Here is a 19,584-nt window from a genome sequence, read left to right on the forward strand (position 1 = left end):
ATCGATGACTGGGCCTGGCGCAAGGGGCAACGCTACGGCACCATCATCTGCGATCTGGAGCGCAATCGCGTTATCGATCTTTTGCCGAATCGGAATGCCAATGCGGTCGCGTCCTGGCTGGGACGCCATCCCGGCATCGAAGTGATCGCGCGCGATCGTGCCGGCATTTATTCTGAGGGCGCCCGTCGTGGTGCCCCCGAGGCGACGCAGGTCGCCGACCGTTTTCATCTTCTCCAAAACCTGGGTGAAGCGCTGCATTTGGCTGTTTGCCGTCATCGCAAGGCGATCGGTATCGCTGGAAAGGCCACGATTGCGGATATGGTCGAAGATCAAACCAAGCTCGAACCACCAATAGAGCCTTCTACAAAGCTTGATCAGCTGCGCCGCGCGCGGCGCAACCATCGCCGTTCACTCTATGCTGAAATCCTCGACTTGCGCGCCGACGGCCTGTCGCCGCGCGGGATCGCGCCGCGGATCGGCATGAGCGTGAGGACGGTCGAGCGCTGGCTTGCTGCGGGCGGTGAGCCTGAGCACCGGCGGCCACCCGCGCGCTCCGTCCTCGTTGATCCTTTCCGAGATTATTTGGAAAAGCGCTGGGAGGAAGGTGAACGCCGCGCGCTGGAATTGTGGACCGAAATCAAGCGCCGCGGTTTTGAAGGCAGCAAAACGACCATCTACCGATGGACTGCTGCCCGCCAGCAAGGCTCACCGACGTCCGCGCCAAATGTGCGATGGCGACCGCCCTCGCGCCGCAACTGTGCACGGCTCCTGAGCAAAGAGTCTCGATCGCTCGATCAGCAGACCGAGCGGTTCCTTCACCATCTCCATCAGGTTGCGCCGGAGCTTTCCAACGCCGGTGAGCTTGCTCGACGTCTTGCGGCCTTGATACGGGGGCATGATGATACGAATCTCGAGCAATGGATCGAGGATGCTTCGAGCAGCGAACTGGCTTCGCTTGCAGAAGGCATCGGCCGCGACATCGCGGCTGTTCGGGCAGCCATCACCCAACCCTGGAGCACCAGCCCCGTCGAAGGACAGATCAACCGCCTCAAGACGATCAAGCGCCAGATGTATGGCCGTTCAGGATATGCACTGCTCCGAAACAGGCTACTGGCCACCGCCTGACAACGCACAATCGCTCACGATGAAACGCGAAGAGGAGACCTGCACCAAATATGCGGAAGAACCCCTGACTGACGCTCCACGTCATCCTGATTGCCGCGCGGGAGCATCAGAGTTTTCGACTCAACTGTTTCGACGACGTTGCGACCGATGATCTCGAACGAAATTGCAACGATGTCAGCGAGCTCATCGATCAGACCCTTGATCTCACTGCCTTTTGATGAACTCGGACATTTTCAGCCTAGAAATCGATGTGAGTTAGCAGCGGGCGCAATCTTACCGAGCCCGCCAACGCTTGGCGACTAAAGCCTTCAGGCGTCACACAGAGAGCCGGCCAAAGTTGCGATCCCGCGGAAAAGCTGAGACTGCATGGTTGGAGCGATCGAGCCGCATGGTCCCTTAAAGCTCGCATTCCAACCGATGTCAGCGTGATCGGACCTGTCCCGGGCAGACAGGATGCAGCCCGACAGTTGGGTACCGGACAGCACCATTAGCCTTTCTGAGCGTACACGCGTCATCCGATGGGCCGCCATTGGTCCGATGCATTCACGACGCGGATGCATTCTATCATAACTATCTATTGTACCAATCCAACGTGATGGACTAGTTCCATTTTAACGGGTCGCTCAGAAAGTACAGCTCGTGAAGGCCGATTTCTGTTTCTTGAACACGCCACGCCGCCCTCGATTGGCAGCAGCTGGCGGCCAAAAGGGTCTTCCAGACCGCTTTTCATTGCACATCGGTAGGCAATATCGAGCGCGTGCGCTCCCCAGGGGACTCCACCGCCGAATGTCCGAACCCGACATTGCCCGCAACGAACCGCTGGCGTGAATGACCCCCAAATTCCCCCCATAACAGTACAGGAGGCAGCCATGAGTATGACAATGTCCAGATCCGGAAGGATGCGGCCAACAAAACGCGAGAAACGACCGTCTCGGATGACAGCGCGATGCGCTGAACTGGCCGGGATAGTCCCCTTTCCTCTGCATATCCCGCTCAACTCATCTTCAATTCGGGCCGCCCCGCCTCCGGCCCAGACAACACCAGACCGATCAGAACCAGCAGAACAGAGTAGCTGCGGCTCGCGTGTTCAGCATTTTGAGCAGATGATCGAGCTGCAAATCGAAGAGGTCGCAAGACTCATCTGGGAAGACAAGAACGCGTGTGAAGCGACAAAGCGGCTCACGGAGCTGACGAGCGAACTGATAGCGGCAAGAATCCGCCCAGAACGCGACGACCATATAGCCGGCGCGGTCGCCGGTTTCCGACCGGCGCAACTCCATCAACAGAGCGGCGTCTACGATCCGGAACAGCTTTTGGTTTTAGGACGTATTTTTGATGAAGCAGTCGCAGCGCTGCCTGCGGATATGCGTACTGACATTAACCGAACAACGGTCGCCAAACTCATTTTTGGACGTGCGACCATAAGTGAAGTCGATCTCGGTACTCTTGTTACCCTGATAATCGCGATCGCCTCTGCCGTTTAATTAGGAAGCGCTTTGATTTGGCCTCTCACACAAAAGGGCCTGACGCCCCTTCGACCAGGTCGGAAGGGGCGTCAGGCCGCAAGCCTGCTTGACGTGCTGGGCACCGACTGGAAATGAACTGCTGGAGGAATTTGCGAACAGACGCTCCGCCCTTCGAGAAGCTGACGAGATCTTGCTGCCAACGGTGGGTTCCACGAGCGCTCAGCGTGGAGAGTTCAGGATGAACCACATCGAACCGCTCCAGTATATCGGAGTCGGAATATAGCAGATTCGAACGTCTTCGAGTCGCTTTTGGAGCATGTCTAGCGTCACGGCTGCGGTCGCGGAGATCGCTCTCGGACCTGAGAGACTTAGCTCGCATTCTCGCGGCATACCGAAGTCAGTCTCACTTGAGAAGGTCCTCGATCGACACGCTATCGAATGGGTCGGGAATTACCCGGCGGGCGATGAAGAACCCAACTACTTTAGTATCCGGCAGTCGCTCCAAGATCATGTCCTTGATCGCGCGGAAATGTGAGCCTGTGGTAAGGACGTCGTCGACGATTCCGATGCTCGGGCGAACTCCGCCCCGAAGAAGTTGCTCGTTGAATCGATAGTTTTGACGAAGCTCATCTGGCTTCTTCCTATTTCCTCCCTTGAACGTCTCGGTCGATGTGATCTGCTCGATGAGCTCTAACACCTGAGGCGCACCAGGCTTACGGATTCCGTTGCAAACGCGGCAGATGCGATCGTCGTAATCGACATCCGTTCTAATCTTGGAGGGAGGCGTCGGGACAAGACTGGCGTGCGCCAGCCAATCCGCGTTGATGACTTCGGAAAACGCCTGAGCGCATTGCGCGATCGCAGGCGTCTTGTATAGGTAGCCGCCGGCGTTTCGCTTCTTCTGCAGGTTATGGATCAATTGATTGGTCGCGCCGCCCTGCCATCCGGCATGGGCGGTGTATTCGTACAGGAAATAGCACTCGTCCTCGTCGACGAGGTAGTAGTGGTCGCCGCGGTTGGTCGGGTCAATCTTCTGAAGCCGTAGCGCCATCGCCGAGCGCGCTCCAGATATCGGATATATCTCGCACCCTGATGGCGCCCTTTTTGGCATAGACGGCAGGCCACGTCACGTCACTGCGCTCGAAGCAGGAATCAAGAATGAAAAGCTTTCGTCCTTGTTGAAGGGCGGCTCGCGCCTGAGTGAGGGTTCCGCTCGTTTCACCCGCCTCGACGATGACCGTGCCCTCCGTCAGAGCACTCATCGTGACGTTTCGCTCGGGGAAGAACAGCTTGTTCTGCGGTACATGTTGGGCAGCGTATCGCAGAACGGGCACTTGCGAAATCAGGAGAAACTCCTCGGCAATTCGGCGCTGGAGCTTTTCATTCTCCTTCGGGTAGTAGACGCCGATGGGCGTTCCGATAACGGCGATCGTTCGGCCACCCGCCTCGATCGCTGCGCTGTGTGCCGCCGCATCGATCCCCGCGGCCAAACCGGATACGACCGTGAAGCCCTTTTCCACCAGCGCTCGAGAAACCTTCGCAGCTCGGCGCAAACCCTCCGCAGTGGCCTCGCGATTGCCGACCACGGCCACACAGCGCGTCTCGGTCAACTCCCAAGTTCCCTGGAAATACAGCATCTCGACGGGATGCCGTGCATCGCGGAGCTTCGCCGGATAGTTACCAGTTAGATTGAGCCGTGTGCCAAATCGTGAAACCCCCGCCTTTGTTAGTTTCGCCAAGACTTCCGAGGCGCGCGCGTCCGCGACTGCGTCGGATACGAAATCGGACGGTAGCGCGGACGGATCGGCCGCAAATCGTTCCGCAAGCGTCTTGAATGTGGCACCCTTTTCAAGCCACAACGCTTCGTACGCACCCAGCTCGCGGCGTGGAGAGACGGATGCAACCGCGGGACCGGAATTCATGCGAGCTATCAAATTCATTTCTCGAACCTATCCGTACACTCCGATTCCGTCGAATTGACGGTGTCGATAATCACCGTAATCCAACGCAATCTCTTGCTTTTCCCTTTGAGGTCGGCGATAGAGCGGCATAGAACAAATAGCGAACAATGTAAAGGTTCGTTCGAAATGTCATCGACTTACGTGCGTAAAAATGTATTACGCGGCAGGTCCTGTCGCCCCATTGAAGCAGGCGTGGGGGTCGTCCATTGGCTCGGTAGCCCAGTACAGAACCCAGTACGGGCATCTGGTCCGGAACCGACAATCGGCTCAGTCCAAAATGCTGACAATCGTACACTTGCTCAGCCAGCGTTGTGCGGTCGCAGCTCAGTTGTAGATTCCGGCATTGCCTTACGGCCTATAGGCATGCGAGTGGCTGAAATCGATATCCTGCATTCGCCACATGATCTAAAAGGCTAGCCCTTCAGATCAACTCGTCAGACTAGGTACGCATGCCGGCGCGCTGTCACGTTGTATCGTACAAGGGTGAGAGAGAGAAGCAGTTCGTGCAACCACACCGGCGGGCATGTGCCTTTCTGGCCGAGAATGAAAATCGAGTCGGCCAGATAATCTGCTGCTCTTGATCGCTGCGCTCTCAACAGCGTCTTTTCATTCCAGAGTTTGGCGCTGACAAGCGCGTCAACTGGGTCCGATATACTCCCCCTAAAAACGGGATTTCGAAACCTACAACGTTAGGCAACGCGACATTCAAGCAGACTCTTCGAGGCGTTTTAGACGCTCATCTGTCTGGCAAGCGATCGTCTGGAATTTCCTCGGACAAACATAGCGAAAAAGGAGTAGCCAACCCACGACCTTCTCCCGTTCGAGTCAATCCGCAAGGGCATCGAACGCGACCATGGCGTACGCGTCATTTACGATGGCGCCGACATGTCGAAGGCAGATGCCGTGCGCGGGCTGACCGGCACGACGGTGGAGACCGTTCGGACGCTCGATATCCTCGTAAACAATGCCGGCATCCAGTTCACCGCGCCGATGGAGGAATTTCCTGCCGCCAAGTGGCATGCAATCCTGGACATCAACCTGTCGGCCGCTTTTCACGGTATCGCGGCGGCGGTGCCTCAGATGAAGAAGCAGCGCTGGGGCCGCATCGTCAACATTGCATCCACCCACGGCCTCGTCGCCTCCACGCACAAGGCTGCCTATGTTGCGGCCAAGCACGGGCTGGTCGGCCTGACAAAGGTGGTTGGCCTCGAGACTGCCGGAAGCGGCGTGACCTGCAACGCGATCTGCCCCGGCTGGGTACGAACGCCTCTGGTCGAGAAGCAGATCGACGACATCGCTGCGCGGAAGAACATCAGCCAAAGGGAAGCTCTCAAGTCCTTGCTGGCCGAGAAGCAGCCGTCCCTCGATTTCGTCTCGCCCGCGCAGCTCGGCGGCACGGTCGCCTTCCTGTGCTCGGCTGCCGCGGACCAGATCACCGGGACGGCAATCTCCGTCGACGGCGGCTGGACCGCGCAATAGCCGGCGCAAGCCAACAGCATCCGTGGCGCAGTTGCGGCTGCGCCACGGACGCGCGCGCGTCAAGATGGAGCATCTCCATCCCGGCGCGGCTTGCTCGCGCGGCGTCTCGCTAGAACGAGGTGCCGCCTCCGAACCTGAACTCCTGGACGGTGTCGTATTTGCCCTTGGTGATCGGCACGGCGTAGTCGAAGCGCAGCGGTCCGAACGGCGATGCCCAGATCAGGCCGACGCCGACCGACGAACGCACCACATTGCCGTCGTCATATTGCAGTCCGCAGGTCGGGCAGGCCTTCGTATTGACTTCGCCCGTGGCCGACCAGGATGTCGGCCCCTTGTAGTCCCAGAGCGATCCGGCGTCGGCGTAGACCGCGCCCTTCAGGCCGACCTCCTTTGGCAGGAACCAGAACGGCATCTGCAGCTCCACCGACGCGCCCCAGTACTTGGTGCCGCCGAGCGCATCGCCGGTCGCGCCGAAGCTCGCATAGGTGATGTCACGCGGACCGATGCCGTTGGAGGCGAAGCCGCGCACGAGGTTCGGCCCCATCTGGAAATGGTCCAGCATGCGCAGATCCTGGTCGCCGAGCTTGTTGAGGATACCGCCCTGGAGATGAATCACGCCGACGATGTCGGAGACGAGCGACGCATAGTATTTGGCGTCCACCGCACTCTTCAGATAGGTCACGTCGCCGCCGACCCCGGCAAAATCCTGCCGGAAGTCGATGAGCAATCCGTCCGTCGGGTTCTTGGTGTTGTCCAGCGTGTTGTAGCTCAGCGTGTAGCCGAGCGCCGACGTCCATGTCGCCCCGTTCGCCAGCTCCTTGCGCACGGGCAGGCTCGATTCACCGTCGCCATAGCAGCCGTATCCATAAAGGCTCGAAGCCGCGGAATTGGTCGGATCGACGCCGGCCAGAACGCTCTTGATGTAGGCCGGTGTCGGATTGTAGGCCAGCGACGTGTTGGACGCGTTGTTGTTGCAATTGTTGTAGACGCTGGCGAGCGTGATGCTTTGCTGATACAGGGAGTAGCGGAGCTGGAGCGAGAGATCCTCCCGCAACGCGAGGCCGATGCGCGGGGAGAAACCCAGCGTCGTCACGCCGTAGCTCGTGTAGCTGTTCGACAATTGCTGGCGCCAGGAGACGTCCATTCCGAGCGCCAGCCGGTAATCGAGCAGATAGGGCTCGACAAAGGACAGCGATATGCCGCGCGAATACTGGCCGTAGCTGACGGACGCCTTGCCGTAGAGCCCGCGCCCGAGCAGGTTGCGCTCCGAAACCGAGACTTCGGCCAGCGCGCCGTCGGTCGTGGAGTAACCGCCCGATATCGAGAAGTCGCCGGTCGACTTCTCCTCAAGATCGACGATCAGGACCACCCGGTCACTGGAGGAACCCGGCTCCGTGGCGATCTTGACGCTCTTGAAGTAGTCGAGGTTCTTCAAGCGGCGCTCGGCACGATCGACCAGCGCACGGTTGTAGGCATCGCCCTCGGAGATGTCGAACTCACGCCGAATCACGTAGTCGCGCGTGCGGGTATTGCCGCGGATGTTGATGCGCTCGATATAGGTGCGCGGCCCTTCGTCGATATTGAACACGACGGACACGGTGTGCGCCTCGAAATTGCGGTCGCCGCTGGGGCGCACCACGGCGAAGGCATAGCCGCGGCGCGAAGCCTCGATTTGCATCTCCTCGGTGGATTTCTCGACCGATTCGACGTTGTAGAGCGAGCCGACATTGACGCGCGAATAGGAGCGCATCGAACTCGCGTCGAAATTGGGAATGCTGGAGCGGAAATCGACCGAGCCGACGCGATATTGCTGACCTTCATCGATCTTGAAGGTGACGAGAAAGCCCTTCTTGTCCGCATCGTATTCGGTGAGCGCCGCCACGACCTGCGCATCGGCATAGCCGTGCTTGAGATAGAAGCGGCGGATCAGGTCGCGGTCGGCCTCGACGCGATCTGGATCATAGATGTCGTTGTTGCCGAGGAAGCTGAGCAGATTGCTCTCATGCGTCTTGATCACGTCGCGCAGCCGCGAAGCCGAGAAGGCGCTGTTGCCGATGAACTCGATCGACTTGACCGAGGTCTTGGCGCCCTCCTCGATCGTGAAGATGAGATCGACGCGGTTGTTCGGCTGCTCGATGATCTCTGGCGTGACGCGCACGTCGTAGCGGCCGGAGCGGCGATAGATCTCGGCGATCCGCAGCGTATCCGACTGCACCATGGCGCGGGAGAAGTGCCGCGCGGCTTGGATTGGACCTCGGCGGAGAGTTGTTCGTCCTTGATCTTCTTGTTGCCCTCGAAGGCGATGCGGCCGATCACCGCGTTTTCGATCACCGAGACCACGATGCGGCCGCCGGCCCGATCAATCTTTACATCCTGAAACAGGCCGGTCTCGATCAACGCCTTGAGCGCGTCGTCGATGGCAGGCTGATCGAGGTGCCCGCCGGGACCCGGCTTGAAATAGGAGCGGACCGTGTCCGCCTCCACGCGGCGATTGCCCTCGACAACGATGGTATCCGCCGCCTGCGCGGCCGCCGGCCGCGGCGACAGTATGACGGGTAACGAAGCTGCAATTGATACACCATACACCGCGACTGCAACCAACCAGGCTCGCCAAACAGACATTCCGCACCTCAAGTCCACATGACTTGCTCTGAAACGGGAAAGCTGTGGCCGCGGTGTGGCTCCAAAGTTACTGCATTGTTTCCGGTGATTGAGTTTGATCCGGCGATAGCTCGTGTCCTGTGCGCAGAGCGGAGCATTCACCGTGATCGCGCATGCTCCTTGCGCCCGGAAGAATCCGGCATCACGGCGATCGCCGCGTGCGCAGGCCTGCGCCAGCGCTCAGCAACATCGCGCAAAAAGTGAATTCTTTACCGGCGGAGAAGCCGATGCGAGAGGCATCGGCTTCTGATGACCTGCATGGGACGCCTGCCGATGAATCCGTTTGCCAAAACCAGAATCGTTCTAATTGTCATGCTCGCCTCGACACTGACTTGCAGGGCGGATACGGCCAGCAAGCGCGATCGAGAACAGACGTCAAAGAACGCCGTATACGAGTATGGTCCGCGCGGCCCCGATCGCTCCTACCAATCGGGGCCTCATACGCGCATCTATGTCAGCAAGCGTTCATGGCTCGATGGAGGGACCGAGGTGCTCCCGGGCGAGCGCAAGTTCAGCGACTATGCCTTTCCGCCGGGCGTCTCGTTCGCCCGCGAGAACAACAACCGGCCGCTCGATCGCCAGCCCCTGAGCCCTGCCTCGGATCTCGGCGGATTTCCGCAGAGAATTCCGCTCTCCTGGTAGGCAGCTGACCATGATCCTCCTGGCCTCTTCGGACGCCGAGACGTCGCGTTACATCTGTTTACATTCAGCAACATTCTGCCTGCCGAAACGCCACGATCGCCCGGCTAGTGACGGCGACCTGGCTCGCAGCGCGGCCGGCTCCCTTGGGAGTACAACCAGCGCTTCCCTCCTCCTGGAAGGTCAGGTCAACGGATTTCAGTCGGGTTGATGTCGTCAAAATTATTCGCTGCCTTGCCTCTGGCATCTGCAAAGGAGAGCCATCATCGGACGTCCTGCCCGTTCTGCCTCATCCTGTCGCGCGTCGGATCGTTCTGCCTCATGCTGACGGTCGGCGGCCTATTGACCGGCTGTGCGGTCGGTCCGGACTATGCCGGCCCGCCCACGCCGAATCTGCCTTCGCAGTGGAGCACCAAGACTGCGTCCCGCCACGACACCGGACGGCTGGATCGGTGGTGGCTGCGCCTGCGTGATCCCTTGCTCAGCTGGCTCATCGAACAGGCCGTCGAGGCGAACCCGAGCGTTGCAAAGGCGAAAGCCGTCGTGCGCGAGGCGCGCGCCACGCTGCAACAGACCACGGCGGGGCTGTTCCCCTCGGTCAGCGGCACGGCCTCGGTGACCAACAACAAGACGAGTGCGGGCTCCGCTTCAGTCCTCGTCGATAGTGCCCCCTACACGCTGCACCAGGCGAGCTTCGATTCGAGCTGGGAGCTCGATCTGTTCGGCGGCACGCAGCGCGGCATCGAGGCGGCATTGCGCGCCGAGCAATCGGCCGCAGAGGACCTGCGCGACAGCCTCGTCACGCTCATCGGCGACGTCGCCGCCTATTACGTGGAGGCCCGCGGCTATCAGGCCCGGATCGCGCTGGCAGAGCGGACAGCCGCCTCACAGCGCGACACCGAGCGGCTCACCCGCTCGAAGTATGAGGCCGGCAGCGCCACCGCCGTGGACCTGGCCAAAGCAACCGCTCAGGCGGCGAGCACGGAGGCGAACATTCCCACCTATCAGGCCGCGCTCGCTGCCGACGTTCACCGGCTCGGAATTCTGCGCGGACGCCCGCCTGACGGCGTCGCCTCCATGCTCGCGCAGTCCGCGCCGGTGCCCGCACCGCGCATGCCATTGCCGGCGGGCATACCGGCCGATCTCCTCACCAGTCGTCCCGACGTGGCGAGCGCAGAGCGCAAGCTTGCACAGGCCACGGCCAAGATCGGCCAGGCCGAAGCCGACCGCTACCCGGCCGTCTCCTTGACCGGCTCGGTGGGGACCTCCGCCTTGCGCACCGGCGATCTCGCCAAATATTCCAGCGTCAGCTGGTCGGTCGGGCCTTCGGTCACGGTGCCGGTCTTTGATGCCGGCAAGCGCCATGCGGCCGTCAGGATTGCGGAGGCACAACGGGATCAGGCCTTCGCCACGTTCCATGCAACGCTGCTCACCGCGTTGGAGGACGTCGAGAACGCGCTGGTCTCGCTCGCGCGCGAACGCATCCGCGCCACCAAGCTCACCGAGGCGGCGAAGAACTACCGCGAGGCGGCGCGGCTGTCACGCTCGCTGTTCGAGAGCGGCAGCGCGAGCTTCATCGACGTGCTCGACGCCGAGCGCTCGCTCTATTCGGCCGAGGACTCGCTCATTCAAAGCAAGGTCTCGGCGGCCAAGGACTACATCGCGCTGGCGAAAGCCCTTGGCGGCGGCTGGGTCGATCCGATCGACGTGTCGACGCCGATCATCGTCGACGTAAACACGGGACCCCACTTGCGGGAGGCGCTCAAGTGACGGGCCTCATCACCGCAAAGCGCCTGAAGATCACCGCCGCCCTGCTCGCCGCAGCGGTGACGGGGGTCGTCGCGGCCGCGCATTTCCCGGGAACGTCGGGCAAGACGCAGTCCTACATCACCGCACCGGTCACAGTCAGCGACCTGCGCGAGGAGGTGCTTGCGAGCGGTACGCTCAAGCCGGCACGGCTGACGGCCGTTGGTGCGCAGGTCTCGGGGCGGATCACCGCGCTCAACGTCAAGGTTGGTGACACCGTCAAGGCGGGCGACGTCATCGCCCAGATCGACCCCGTCACCAAGCAGAACGACCTGCGCAACTCTGAAGCGTCGCTGAAGAATTACCGCGCGCAGAAGCTGGAGAAGGAGGCGACGCTGACGTTGGCCGAGGCGAATCTGACGCGCCAGCAGGCGACGTTTGTGCAGCGTGCCACCTCTCGAAGTGATTTCGACAACGCGGAGGCAACCGTGCGGCAGACTCGCGCCCAAATCACCGCGCTGGAGGCGCTGATCGTGGGAGCCGAAGCGAGCGTGGAGACGGCCAGGGTCAATCTCGAATACACCCGCATCACCGCCCCGATCGATGGCACGGTTCTCGCTACCGTGGTGCAGGAGGGCCAGACGGTGAATGCCGTTCAGTCCGCACCAACCATCGTCGTGCTCGGCCAGCTCGACACAATGACGGTCAGGGCGGAAATCTCCGAGGCCGACATCGTCAAGGTCAGGGCGGGACAACCACTCTACTTCACCATTCTCGGCGACCAGGATCATCGCTACGAGGCGCACCTGGAGCAGATCGAGCCGGCGCCCGAGTCCATCAAGAACGACGCGAGCTTCTCCTCGACCACCACGTCGACCTCGAGCACGACTTCGTCGAGCTCCAGCAGCACGGCGATCTACTATATCGGTGTGTTCAAGGTGCCGAACCCCGATCTTTCGCTGCGGACCTACATGACGGCCGAGGTGCACATCGTCACCGGTCAAGCCAGCCGCGTGAAGACCATTCCAGCGCTTGCGGTGACGCGGCGACCCGACGGCCGCAGCACTGTCCGCGTCGCCAGCGCGTCCGGAGAGATTCAGGAGCGCGAGGTCAAGGTCGGTCTCAGCGATCGCACAACTGTCGAGATCAGGTCCGGCCTGGAGGAAGGCGAACGGGTCGTCACCGGAGAGGCGAACGAGGCGCAGACGGCATCGCGGGGCATTCCGGGCCCGCCGATGGGGCCGTAGCATGACCGATCCGATCATTGCGCTCGATGCCGTCCGCCGGGAATTCGCGGCCGGCGACACCACGGTGGTCGCGCTCGACGATCTCTCCTTGAGCATCCAACCAGGCGAGATGGTCGCGATCATCGGCTCGTCCGGTTCGGGCAAATCGACCCTGCTCAACATCCTTGGCTGCCTGGATCGCCCGACGTCCGGAGCCTATCGCGTCGCCGGCAAGAACGTCTCAGAGCTCGACGCGGACGCGCTGGCGGCGCTGCGCCGCGAGCACTTTGGTTTCATTTTTCAACGCTACCATCTGCTGGGCGATCTGACAGCCGCCGAGAACGTTGAGATTCCCGCGATCTATGCCGGGATGAAGGCGCGCGAGCGTCGCACGCGCGCAGATCGGCTTCTCGCGCGGCTCGGCGTGAACGAACGAAGTGGTCATCGCCCGAACCAGCTTTCCGGCGGCCAGCAGCAGCGTGTCTCGATCGCTCGGGCGCTGATCAACGGCGCCGAGGTCATCCTGGCCGACGAGCCGACCGGTGCGCTCGATCGGCGCAGCGGCGACGAAGTGCTGAGGATATTGGCCGAGCTGCACCACGAAGGGCGAACGATCATCATCGTCACCCACGATTCCGACGTCGCCGCGCGGGCCGAGCGCATCATCGAGCTGCGCGACGGCAAGATCGTCTCGGACCGCCGCACCGGGCCGACGGACACATCGGGTTCGCCCGAGCGGAGCGCGCGGGCCTCCTGGGACAGCGGCCTCAGTTGGTCCGGCGCATTGCGGCGCCTGCGCGAGGCCGCGCAGATGGCGCTGGTCTCGATGGCCGCGCACCGGCTGCGCGCATTCCTGACGATGCTCGGCATCATCATCGGCATCGCCGCGGTGTCGTCCGTCGTCGCGCTCGGCAATGCGTCCCAGCGCAAGGTCCTGTCCGACATCTCGAGCCTCGGCACCAACACGATCGAGGTCTTTCCCGGCAAGGATTTTGGCGACGCGCGCGCCGGCAAAATCAAGACGCTGGTCCTCGACGACGCCCGTGCCCTGGGCCGGCAAAGCTTCATCGCCGGTGTGACGCCGACGGTCTCGACCAGCACCACGGTCCGATACCGCGGCACTGAATCCAACGTGCTGGTCAATGGTGTCGGCGAGAGCTATTTCCAGGTGAAGGGCGCCAAGCTCGCGAAAGGTCGTCTGTTCGATACCGACGCGGTGCGCAACATCGAACGGCAGGTCGTCATCGACGACAATACCCGCAAGACGTTCTTCGCCGATGACCAGACCGCCGGCATCGGCCGCGTCATCTGGCTCGGCAAGGTGCCCTGCCGCATCGTCGGCGTGATCGCCCAGCAGCAGGGCGGGTTTGGCTCGAACCAGAACCTGTCGGTCTATCTCCCCTACACCACCGTGCAGGCCCAGTTCACCGGCGATCGCGCGCTTCGCAGCGTGCTGCTTCGGATCAGCGACGAAATCTCGACGACGCTGGCGCAGGACGCCGTCACCACGCTGCTGACGCAGCGCCACAACACCAAGGATTTCGTCATTCTCAACACCGACGACATCCGCCGCACCATCACCAGCACGACGCAGACCCTGGCCTTCCTCGTTGCGGCGATCGCGGTCATCTCCCTGGTCGTCGGCGGGATCGGCGTGATGAACATCATGCTGGTGTCCGTCTCCGAGCGGATCAGCGAGATCGGTGTCCGGATGGCGGTCGGTGCCCGGCGCGGCGATATCCTCCAGCAATTCCTGGTGGAGGCAACGCTGATCTCCTCCATCGCCGGCATCGCAGGCATTCTCGTCGCGATCCTCCTTGGCGCAGCGATCAACCTCGCGATGCCGGGCTTTCAGGTCACCTATTCATCCTTCTCGATCGGAGCAGCCTTCCTGACCTCCACCGGGATCGGCGTCGCTTTCGGCTATTTCCCCGCGCGCCGCGCGGCATTCCTCGATCCCGTGGTGGCATTGACCCGTGACTGAACGTAGGATTGCACCATGACCGTAGTTTCCCGGGCACGACATTCGCCCGCAATTCGAGCACCGATCGACGATCCGAAATTGATCCACCTCATGGCCAACGGCACGCATAACATCTTGATCGTCGAGGACGATCTACAGACCAAGGACCTCATCGCACGCTATCTGCGCGAGCACGCATTCGCGGTCGGCGCGGTCACAAACGGGCGCGAGATGGACCGTTACCTCTCACAGAACCGGGTCGACCTGATCGTGCTCGATCTGATGCTGCCAGGAGAGGACGGCCTGAGCCTCTGCCGCCGCCTGCGCGTGGAGTCCACGACGCCGATCATCATTCTCACCGCGAAGGGCGAGGATCTCGACCGCATCCTCGGGCTCGAGATGGGTGCCGACGACTACCTGCCGAAACCATTCAACCCGCGCGAGCTGCTCGCCAGGATCAACGCGGTGTTGCGCCGGCAGTCGGGCGGGCCCGCGGCGGGGCCGACCGCGACGCGCCTCAAGTTCCGCGGTTGGTCGATCGACCTCCGGATGCGCGAATTGCGCGATCCCGAGGGTGCGCAGGTGCCGCTGACGAGCGCGGAATTCGATCTGCTGCAAGCCTTCTGCGAACGGCCCGGCCGGATCCTCAACCGCGACAACCTCTTGAGCATGACGCGCGGCCGGCCCGGCGGCGCCTTCGGCCGCAGCATCGACGTGCTGGTGAGCCGGCTGCGCCGCAAGCTCGACAGGAGCGAAGGCACCTCCATGATCCGGACCGTGCGGACCGGCGGCTATATCTTCACGCCGGACGTGGAGCAGCCGTGAACCGCGTGGCCAACATCGTCGCGCTCTTCAGCCTCAGGCGGATCAGCGGCCAGATCGCGGCCTTGATCCTGGTCTCGCTCGTCCTGATCCATGTCCTGATCGCCGGATTTTTCCTGCTCAACCGGCCGATGCTGTTGACGAACCGGCCCATGGAGCAATTCGAGCTGGCGGCGCGGATCATGGCTACCACGCCGCGATCCCAGCGCGGTTTCGTTCTGCAAAACATCGACCGCACCTTTCCCGCGCTGAAGCTGCAATTGAGAGAGGGCAGCCCGGGTTCTGCGCCACCGCCCGGCCTGAGCCTCAATACCGTGCCTTCACCACTCGACGGTCAGGTCGATATCCTGCGAGGCGCCTCGTCGGAGGACGATCGGGTGTGGTACTACCTGCCCAACGACGAGATACTCGAGGGTCCATCGGATTCCCCGAGCTGCCGCCATTCGTCAGCGGCCTGTGGACGAGCACGCTGCTGTTCCTCATCGCAAGCGTTACGCTTCTCGGCGTATGGGCCGGCCGCGCGCTCAGCTCCGCCTTCGCGCGCGCGGCAGAAGATTTCAGCCTGAGCCGCTCTTCCGCGCCGCTACCCGAGACCGGACCTGAGGAGATCCGCTCGACGGCCAAGGCGCTGAACCGGATGCGCGAACGCATCACCACGCTGATGAACGACAGGACGCGGATGCTCGCAGCCATCAGCCACGATCTGCGGACCCCCATCACGCGGCTGCGGCTGCGCTCGGAATATATCGACGACCCGACGCAGCGCGCACAGACATTGCACGATCTCAACCAGATGCAGTCGATGCTCGAGTCCGTCCTGTCGTTGCTGCGCAGCGAGAGCGCCGTCAAGCCGACACTGGTGGATCTTGCGGCACTGCTCCAGATGGTCTGCGAGCAGTTTTCCGATTGCGGGCATGCGGTGACCTATCGGGGGCCGGCCCGGGCCGCGGTCACCGTGCGGCCGGATGAGATCATCCGTGCGGTCGGAAACCTCGTCGAGAATGCAACGCGGTTCGGGACCGAGGTGACCGTCGCACTGTCGCTTGCCGGCGACCAGATCGTCGTCGAGGTCTGCGACAACGGCCCGGGAATCCCGGACGATAAGAAGGCGGCGATGTTGGAGCCCTTCGTGCGGGGCGAAGAAGCCCGCACCATGGACGACACCGCCGGGTTCGGGCTGGGCCTCTCGATCGCGCAGGCGGTCGCGACCGCTCATGGCGGATTACTGCTGCTGCTCGACAACGAGCCCAGAGGACTTCGCGCCCGCCTGCTGCTTTCGAACGCCGGCCAGGGCAGCTAACCTGCCTTGCAGCTCGACGATTGCATTTCCTGCCAGATGGCCTTCAGACGGGGCAGGTTCTGGTTATTCTCCTTGCCGCTTCCGGAGTTGGAATTCGGATCGCCTTCGGTCTGACGATGGTGCCCGGCAGCAGGAGCTGCCGACATCACTGACTGATCTTCCCATCCGAAAGGAGACGAGAATGAAGTCCGATATGGCAGCCTATGGTGTGACTGAATTAACTCCCGAAGAAGCGTTTACAACTTCGAGAGGATGGTTGGGCGGTTGCGGGAGTATTAAGTGGGCTAGCAGCGGCCATTGCAGCTGGAGGCTTTCTCCCTTGACCTCCATACATGCGTGAAACCACGAAAGTCGAATGTGGCCTCCTGGCCATCGCGGGATGACGCCCACCCGGGGCCTTTGAACCGGAGGTCTACGAAGCGGGTTTTGGTCGGATGGAGTTTGAGCCCATACCGACCGAGCCACCCGTATACGATAGCCCGCGCTTGCACGCTCTCTAGCCTCTGGCAGCCTGCGCGCGGGCACAAGCCACACTGCCTCGGCGATAATAGAGTTTAAGCCCATACGAACCGAGCCGTTCGTATATCGGTACCCGGGATGCTCGGTGGACGTGTCAAGGAGCCGAACGTGACGCGTTCAGTGACATGCCCCATTAGCTCGGCTTGCACGCGTCGCTGGAAAACGCAAAGGAAAGCGCAAGTTGACGTGAAGAGCTTGCATGCTCTCAAGTTCTGCAGCCCGCGCGCGGGACACAAGCAACACAGCCATCGTGAGCCTCGACAGTGCGATTGAGGATAAGGCAATCAGCCAGGAGACTTTCGACCGCTTATCGCACGCGGAGCGCCAAGGTACATTCAACCGTCCCAATGACATTACGGATCGCCCCTTCTTCACGGGACTGGACTTGCACGATCTACTCGTTGCCGCTCTCTCGACGCACCTTGCGTTGCCTCCTGGCGTCGGTTTTGTCACGTCCGAGACACGATCACGTTCGGCCGAACTGCCGCCGCGCTCACAGTCAAGCCATTAAATAATTACAGAGCAACCTTTCTAAAGCCGTTGCCGGGGAGCGGGCATGACTCTTGAGCTTCTCTCTTTGAGCGGCCGCAGGACCAGGACTTCGTTTAGGTCATGAACGGTGACGGAAGGGTCAAGCCATGGATTGTCTGGACGTTCTTCGGACGAGCATCGAGAAAAAGGAGCTGCCAGCCTATGTCTATGGCTATCCTTCGAAGCGGGCATACAGAGCTTTTCCGCCCCCCTTCGTCTAGCTGATGTTGCTGAGCAGGCTAGTTGCTCAGGCATCGCCAAGGGACCCGCGAATTGGTCGGGTTCACCTAGGCGATCGCAAAACAGTTGCAGCTGGCTTAGATCAGGCGTTCCTCTCAACATCGCGCATTGGCGGAGGCGGGACATTTATCTCGTCAATTGGAGATTAAAAGACGTTCATCGAGCAATCCTCTAAGTTCAGTAGCCTCAACGGTCTTCAGCAATAGTTTGCGCAGAGACTGTGGTTCAACCTGCACTTCCTTGCCGTCACATATTCGAGCGATAGCGGCAAATATTTTACGAACATCGTAGGTTGAGTTGAACACCTGCGGGACTCCGCGTTCGATGTTGAGAAGGGTGTAGGCGGCCTCCATCGCTGTGCGAACCGAATATTCGGTGGTGAAAACACAATCTCGTTCGGCCGACTCGGCAAATTGTCCGATGAAAGCGAAATTGGCAGCTCCCTGTGGTATAATATCTGGCCGGTCGCCCGCCTGCCTTGGCATGAAAAGGGAGGTGACGTAGGGCATCATGACGGGAACTGTTTTTGCGCCCGTCTCGGCGAGTTGCGGTATGTCCGCAACGGGCACACCAAGGTGGTAAAGCCATTCCTGCGTAATCTCCGCGCCTGTGCAGTCTTGCATCGGTTTCTTCACGAAGTCACCCGGCTTGTCGACAAAGAGAGAATAGAGCCAGACGACAATTTGGTCTCTTGGTTGATGCTTGAAGTGCGGCTGGCGGTTCACGGTCCAACTGAGCAGCCAACTCGAATCCTTCACCGTAACGATGCCTCCCGTAACGACCTTGCCGCTGAACGGATCGCGTTTTGCGATTTTGCGGATATAATTTGGGATGCGCGCGTCCAAGGTCGTGATGGTCGCAGATTCCCACTTGGTCGCATGGATGTTGCCGCCGAAAACGTCAGGCCGGCCGAACGCCATGCTCTTTGTCGCGATACGCCGCCAGAGATCCCATGCTGGAGCAGGACCTTCATAAATTTTGGCGGGCGTGTGATGGTCGCCGGCATCGGAGTTCTCCGTCAAAGACCCGATTGTCACAAAGACGAGATCGTCGGCGCAAAGATCAATTCCGCCGCTGACACCGTCCCTCTGGTAGTTGATGCGCGTGGCCTGCTTGTATCCGGGCCGGATCTCGAAATCGACATCATTGACTTCAACGCCGAATTGAAAGACGACACCTTGCTTCGCCAGCCAATTGCACAATGGCAGAACAAGAGATTCGTACTGATTGTACTTGGTAAACTTCAGTGCCCTGAAATCCGGGAGCCCGCCAATGTGATGGATGAATCGATGGAGGTACAGCTTCATTTCTAGCGCGGAATGCCATTCCTCAAAGGCGAACATTGTGCGCCAGTAGAGCCAGAAATTGCTTCTTAGAAGATCCTCCCCAAGCACTTCATCGATGCGCTTGTTCTCCATCTCCCGAGGGCTAGCGAGAAAGATGGTGATCAACTCGCTTTGCGCCTTCCCGGTCAGGTTGAAGAGGCCATCTGTATGGGCATCCTGCCCCCGATTTACCGTCGCTCGTTGTAACGAGTAGTTCGGATCATCCTTGTTCAGCCAATAGAACTCATCGAGCACGCTGGCGCCTTCCACTTCCAATGATGGGATCGACCTGAACAGATCCCATAGACACTCGAAATGGTCTTCCATTTCCCGGCCACCCCGAATGACAAATCCCTTTTCGGGCTGTTTGATCCCGTCGAGCGCACCGCCCGGCAGCATCAACCGCTCCAGAATTGTGATCCGGCTACCGGCCATATGTCCATCGCGAATGAGGAACGCCGCACCGGCAAGCGCCGCTAGACCAGCACCGATGAACCAAGCATTCTTCTTGTCGACAGAAACGGGCTTACGAGGGCGGGCAAAGGCTTCATAGTTTCCGCTGCTGTAGTACATGGCTTGTT

At 61.0% G+C, this 19,584-nt stretch carries 13 protein-coding genes and 1 pseudogene; 10 read left to right on the forward strand and 4 right to left on the reverse strand.

Annotation, left to right across the window (positions count from 1 at the left end; all coding sequences use genetic code 11):
• Nucleotides 1-54 precede the first annotated feature (54 nt).
• Nucleotides 55-1,125, forward strand: a complete 1,071-nt coding sequence (locus AYJ54_RS34190; RefSeq protein WP_430641452.1) for an ISL3 family transposase — start codon at nt 55-57, stop codon at nt 1,123-1,125.
• A 1,103-nt stretch (nt 1,126-2,228) separates the two neighbouring features.
• Nucleotides 2,229-2,609 carry a hypothetical protein gene (locus tag AYJ54_RS48160; RefSeq protein WP_082905988.1) on the forward strand — a complete coding sequence of 127 codons (381 nt, stop codon included), beginning with the start codon at nt 2,229-2,231 and terminating at the stop codon, nt 2,607-2,609.
• A gap of 385 nt (nt 2,610-2,994) precedes the next feature.
• Here AYJ54_RS48160 and AYJ54_RS48165 read toward each other — a convergent pair whose 3' ends face one another.
• Both AYJ54_RS48165 and AYJ54_RS34205 read right to left on the reverse strand, forming a co-directional pair.
• Nucleotides 2,995-3,642 (reverse strand): hypothetical protein, encoded by a 648-nt coding sequence (locus AYJ54_RS48165; protein WP_082905989.1) that lies wholly within the window; start codon nt 3,640-3,642, stop codon nt 2,995-2,997.
• Nucleotides 3,617-4,513: a DNA-processing protein DprA gene (locus AYJ54_RS34205; RefSeq protein WP_245315793.1), complete on the reverse strand. Its 897-nt coding sequence runs from the start codon at nt 4,511-4,513 to the stop codon at nt 3,617-3,619. The genes AYJ54_RS48165 and AYJ54_RS34205 overlap by 26 nt, the downstream gene beginning before the upstream one ends.
• 879 nt (nt 4,514-5,392) lie before the next feature.
• Here AYJ54_RS34205 and AYJ54_RS34210 point away from each other — a divergent pair.
• The gene (locus tag AYJ54_RS34210) at nt 5,393-6,031 is read left to right on the forward strand and encodes a 3-hydroxybutyrate dehydrogenase (protein ID WP_283808740.1); all 639 of its coding nucleotides are present in this window, start codon (nt 5,393-5,395) and stop codon (nt 6,029-6,031) included.
• Nucleotides 6,032-6,140: 109 nt separating this feature from the next.
• On the opposite strand, the pseudogene bamA reads toward AYJ54_RS34210, so the two are convergent.
• Nucleotides 6,141-8,653: pseudogene (gene bamA / locus AYJ54_RS34215) on the reverse strand (outer membrane protein assembly factor BamA).
• A 297-nt stretch (nt 8,654-8,950) separates the two neighbouring features.
• On the opposite strand from bamA, the gene AYJ54_RS34220 reads away from it, so the two are divergent.
• From AYJ54_RS34220 to AYJ54_RS53795, 7 genes are all read left to right on the forward strand, one after another.
• On the forward strand, nt 8,951-9,334 hold the full coding sequence (locus tag AYJ54_RS34220) for a hypothetical protein (RefSeq protein ID WP_136624114.1): 384 nt from the start codon (nt 8,951-8,953) through the stop codon (nt 9,332-9,334).
• A gap of 207 nt (nt 9,335-9,541) precedes the next feature.
• Nucleotides 9,542-11,101 (forward strand): efflux transporter outer membrane subunit, encoded by a 1,560-nt coding sequence (locus AYJ54_RS34225; protein WP_082905991.1) that lies wholly within the window; start codon nt 9,542-9,544, stop codon nt 11,099-11,101.
• A complete protein-coding gene (locus tag AYJ54_RS34230) occupies nt 11,098-12,324 on the forward strand; it encodes an efflux RND transporter periplasmic adaptor subunit (RefSeq protein WP_063706130.1) in 1,227 nt (408 codons plus the stop codon). Before AYJ54_RS34225 ends, AYJ54_RS34230 begins: the two co-directional genes overlap by 4 nt.
• Before the next feature lies 1 nt (nt 12,325).
• On the forward strand, nt 12,326-14,287 hold the full coding sequence (locus AYJ54_RS34235; RefSeq protein ID WP_063706132.1) for a MacB family efflux pump subunit: 1,962 nt from the start codon (nt 12,326-12,328) through the stop codon (nt 14,285-14,287).
• A 90-nt stretch (nt 14,288-14,377) separates the two neighbouring features.
• On the forward strand, nt 14,378-15,091 hold the full coding sequence (locus tag AYJ54_RS34240; protein ID WP_063706134.1) for a response regulator: 714 nt from the start codon (nt 14,378-14,380) through the stop codon (nt 15,089-15,091).
• A complete protein-coding gene (locus tag AYJ54_RS53790; RefSeq protein WP_347337241.1) occupies nt 15,088-15,654 on the forward strand; it encodes a hypothetical protein in 567 nt (188 codons plus the stop codon). Before AYJ54_RS34240 ends, AYJ54_RS53790 begins: the two co-directional genes overlap by 4 nt.
• A gap of 71 nt (nt 15,655-15,725) precedes the next feature.
• Nucleotides 15,726-16,388, forward strand: coding sequence for a sensor histidine kinase (locus tag AYJ54_RS53795; RefSeq protein ID WP_347337242.1), 663 nt, complete (start codon nt 15,726-15,728; stop codon nt 16,386-16,388).
• A gap of 1,424 nt (nt 16,389-17,812) precedes the next feature.
• On the opposite strand, the gene AYJ54_RS34250 is transcribed toward AYJ54_RS53795, so the two are convergent.
• Complete coding sequence (locus tag AYJ54_RS34250) at nt 17,813-19,576, reverse strand: oleate hydratase (RefSeq protein ID WP_063706141.1); 1,764 nt, start codon at nt 19,574-19,576, stop codon at nt 17,813-17,815.
• Between the last annotated feature and the right edge of the window lie 8 nt (nt 19,577-19,584).

The organism is Bradyrhizobium centrolobii, from assembly GCF_001641635.1.
Taxonomy (GTDB): domain Bacteria; phylum Pseudomonadota; class Alphaproteobacteria; order Rhizobiales; family Xanthobacteraceae; genus Bradyrhizobium; species Bradyrhizobium centrolobii.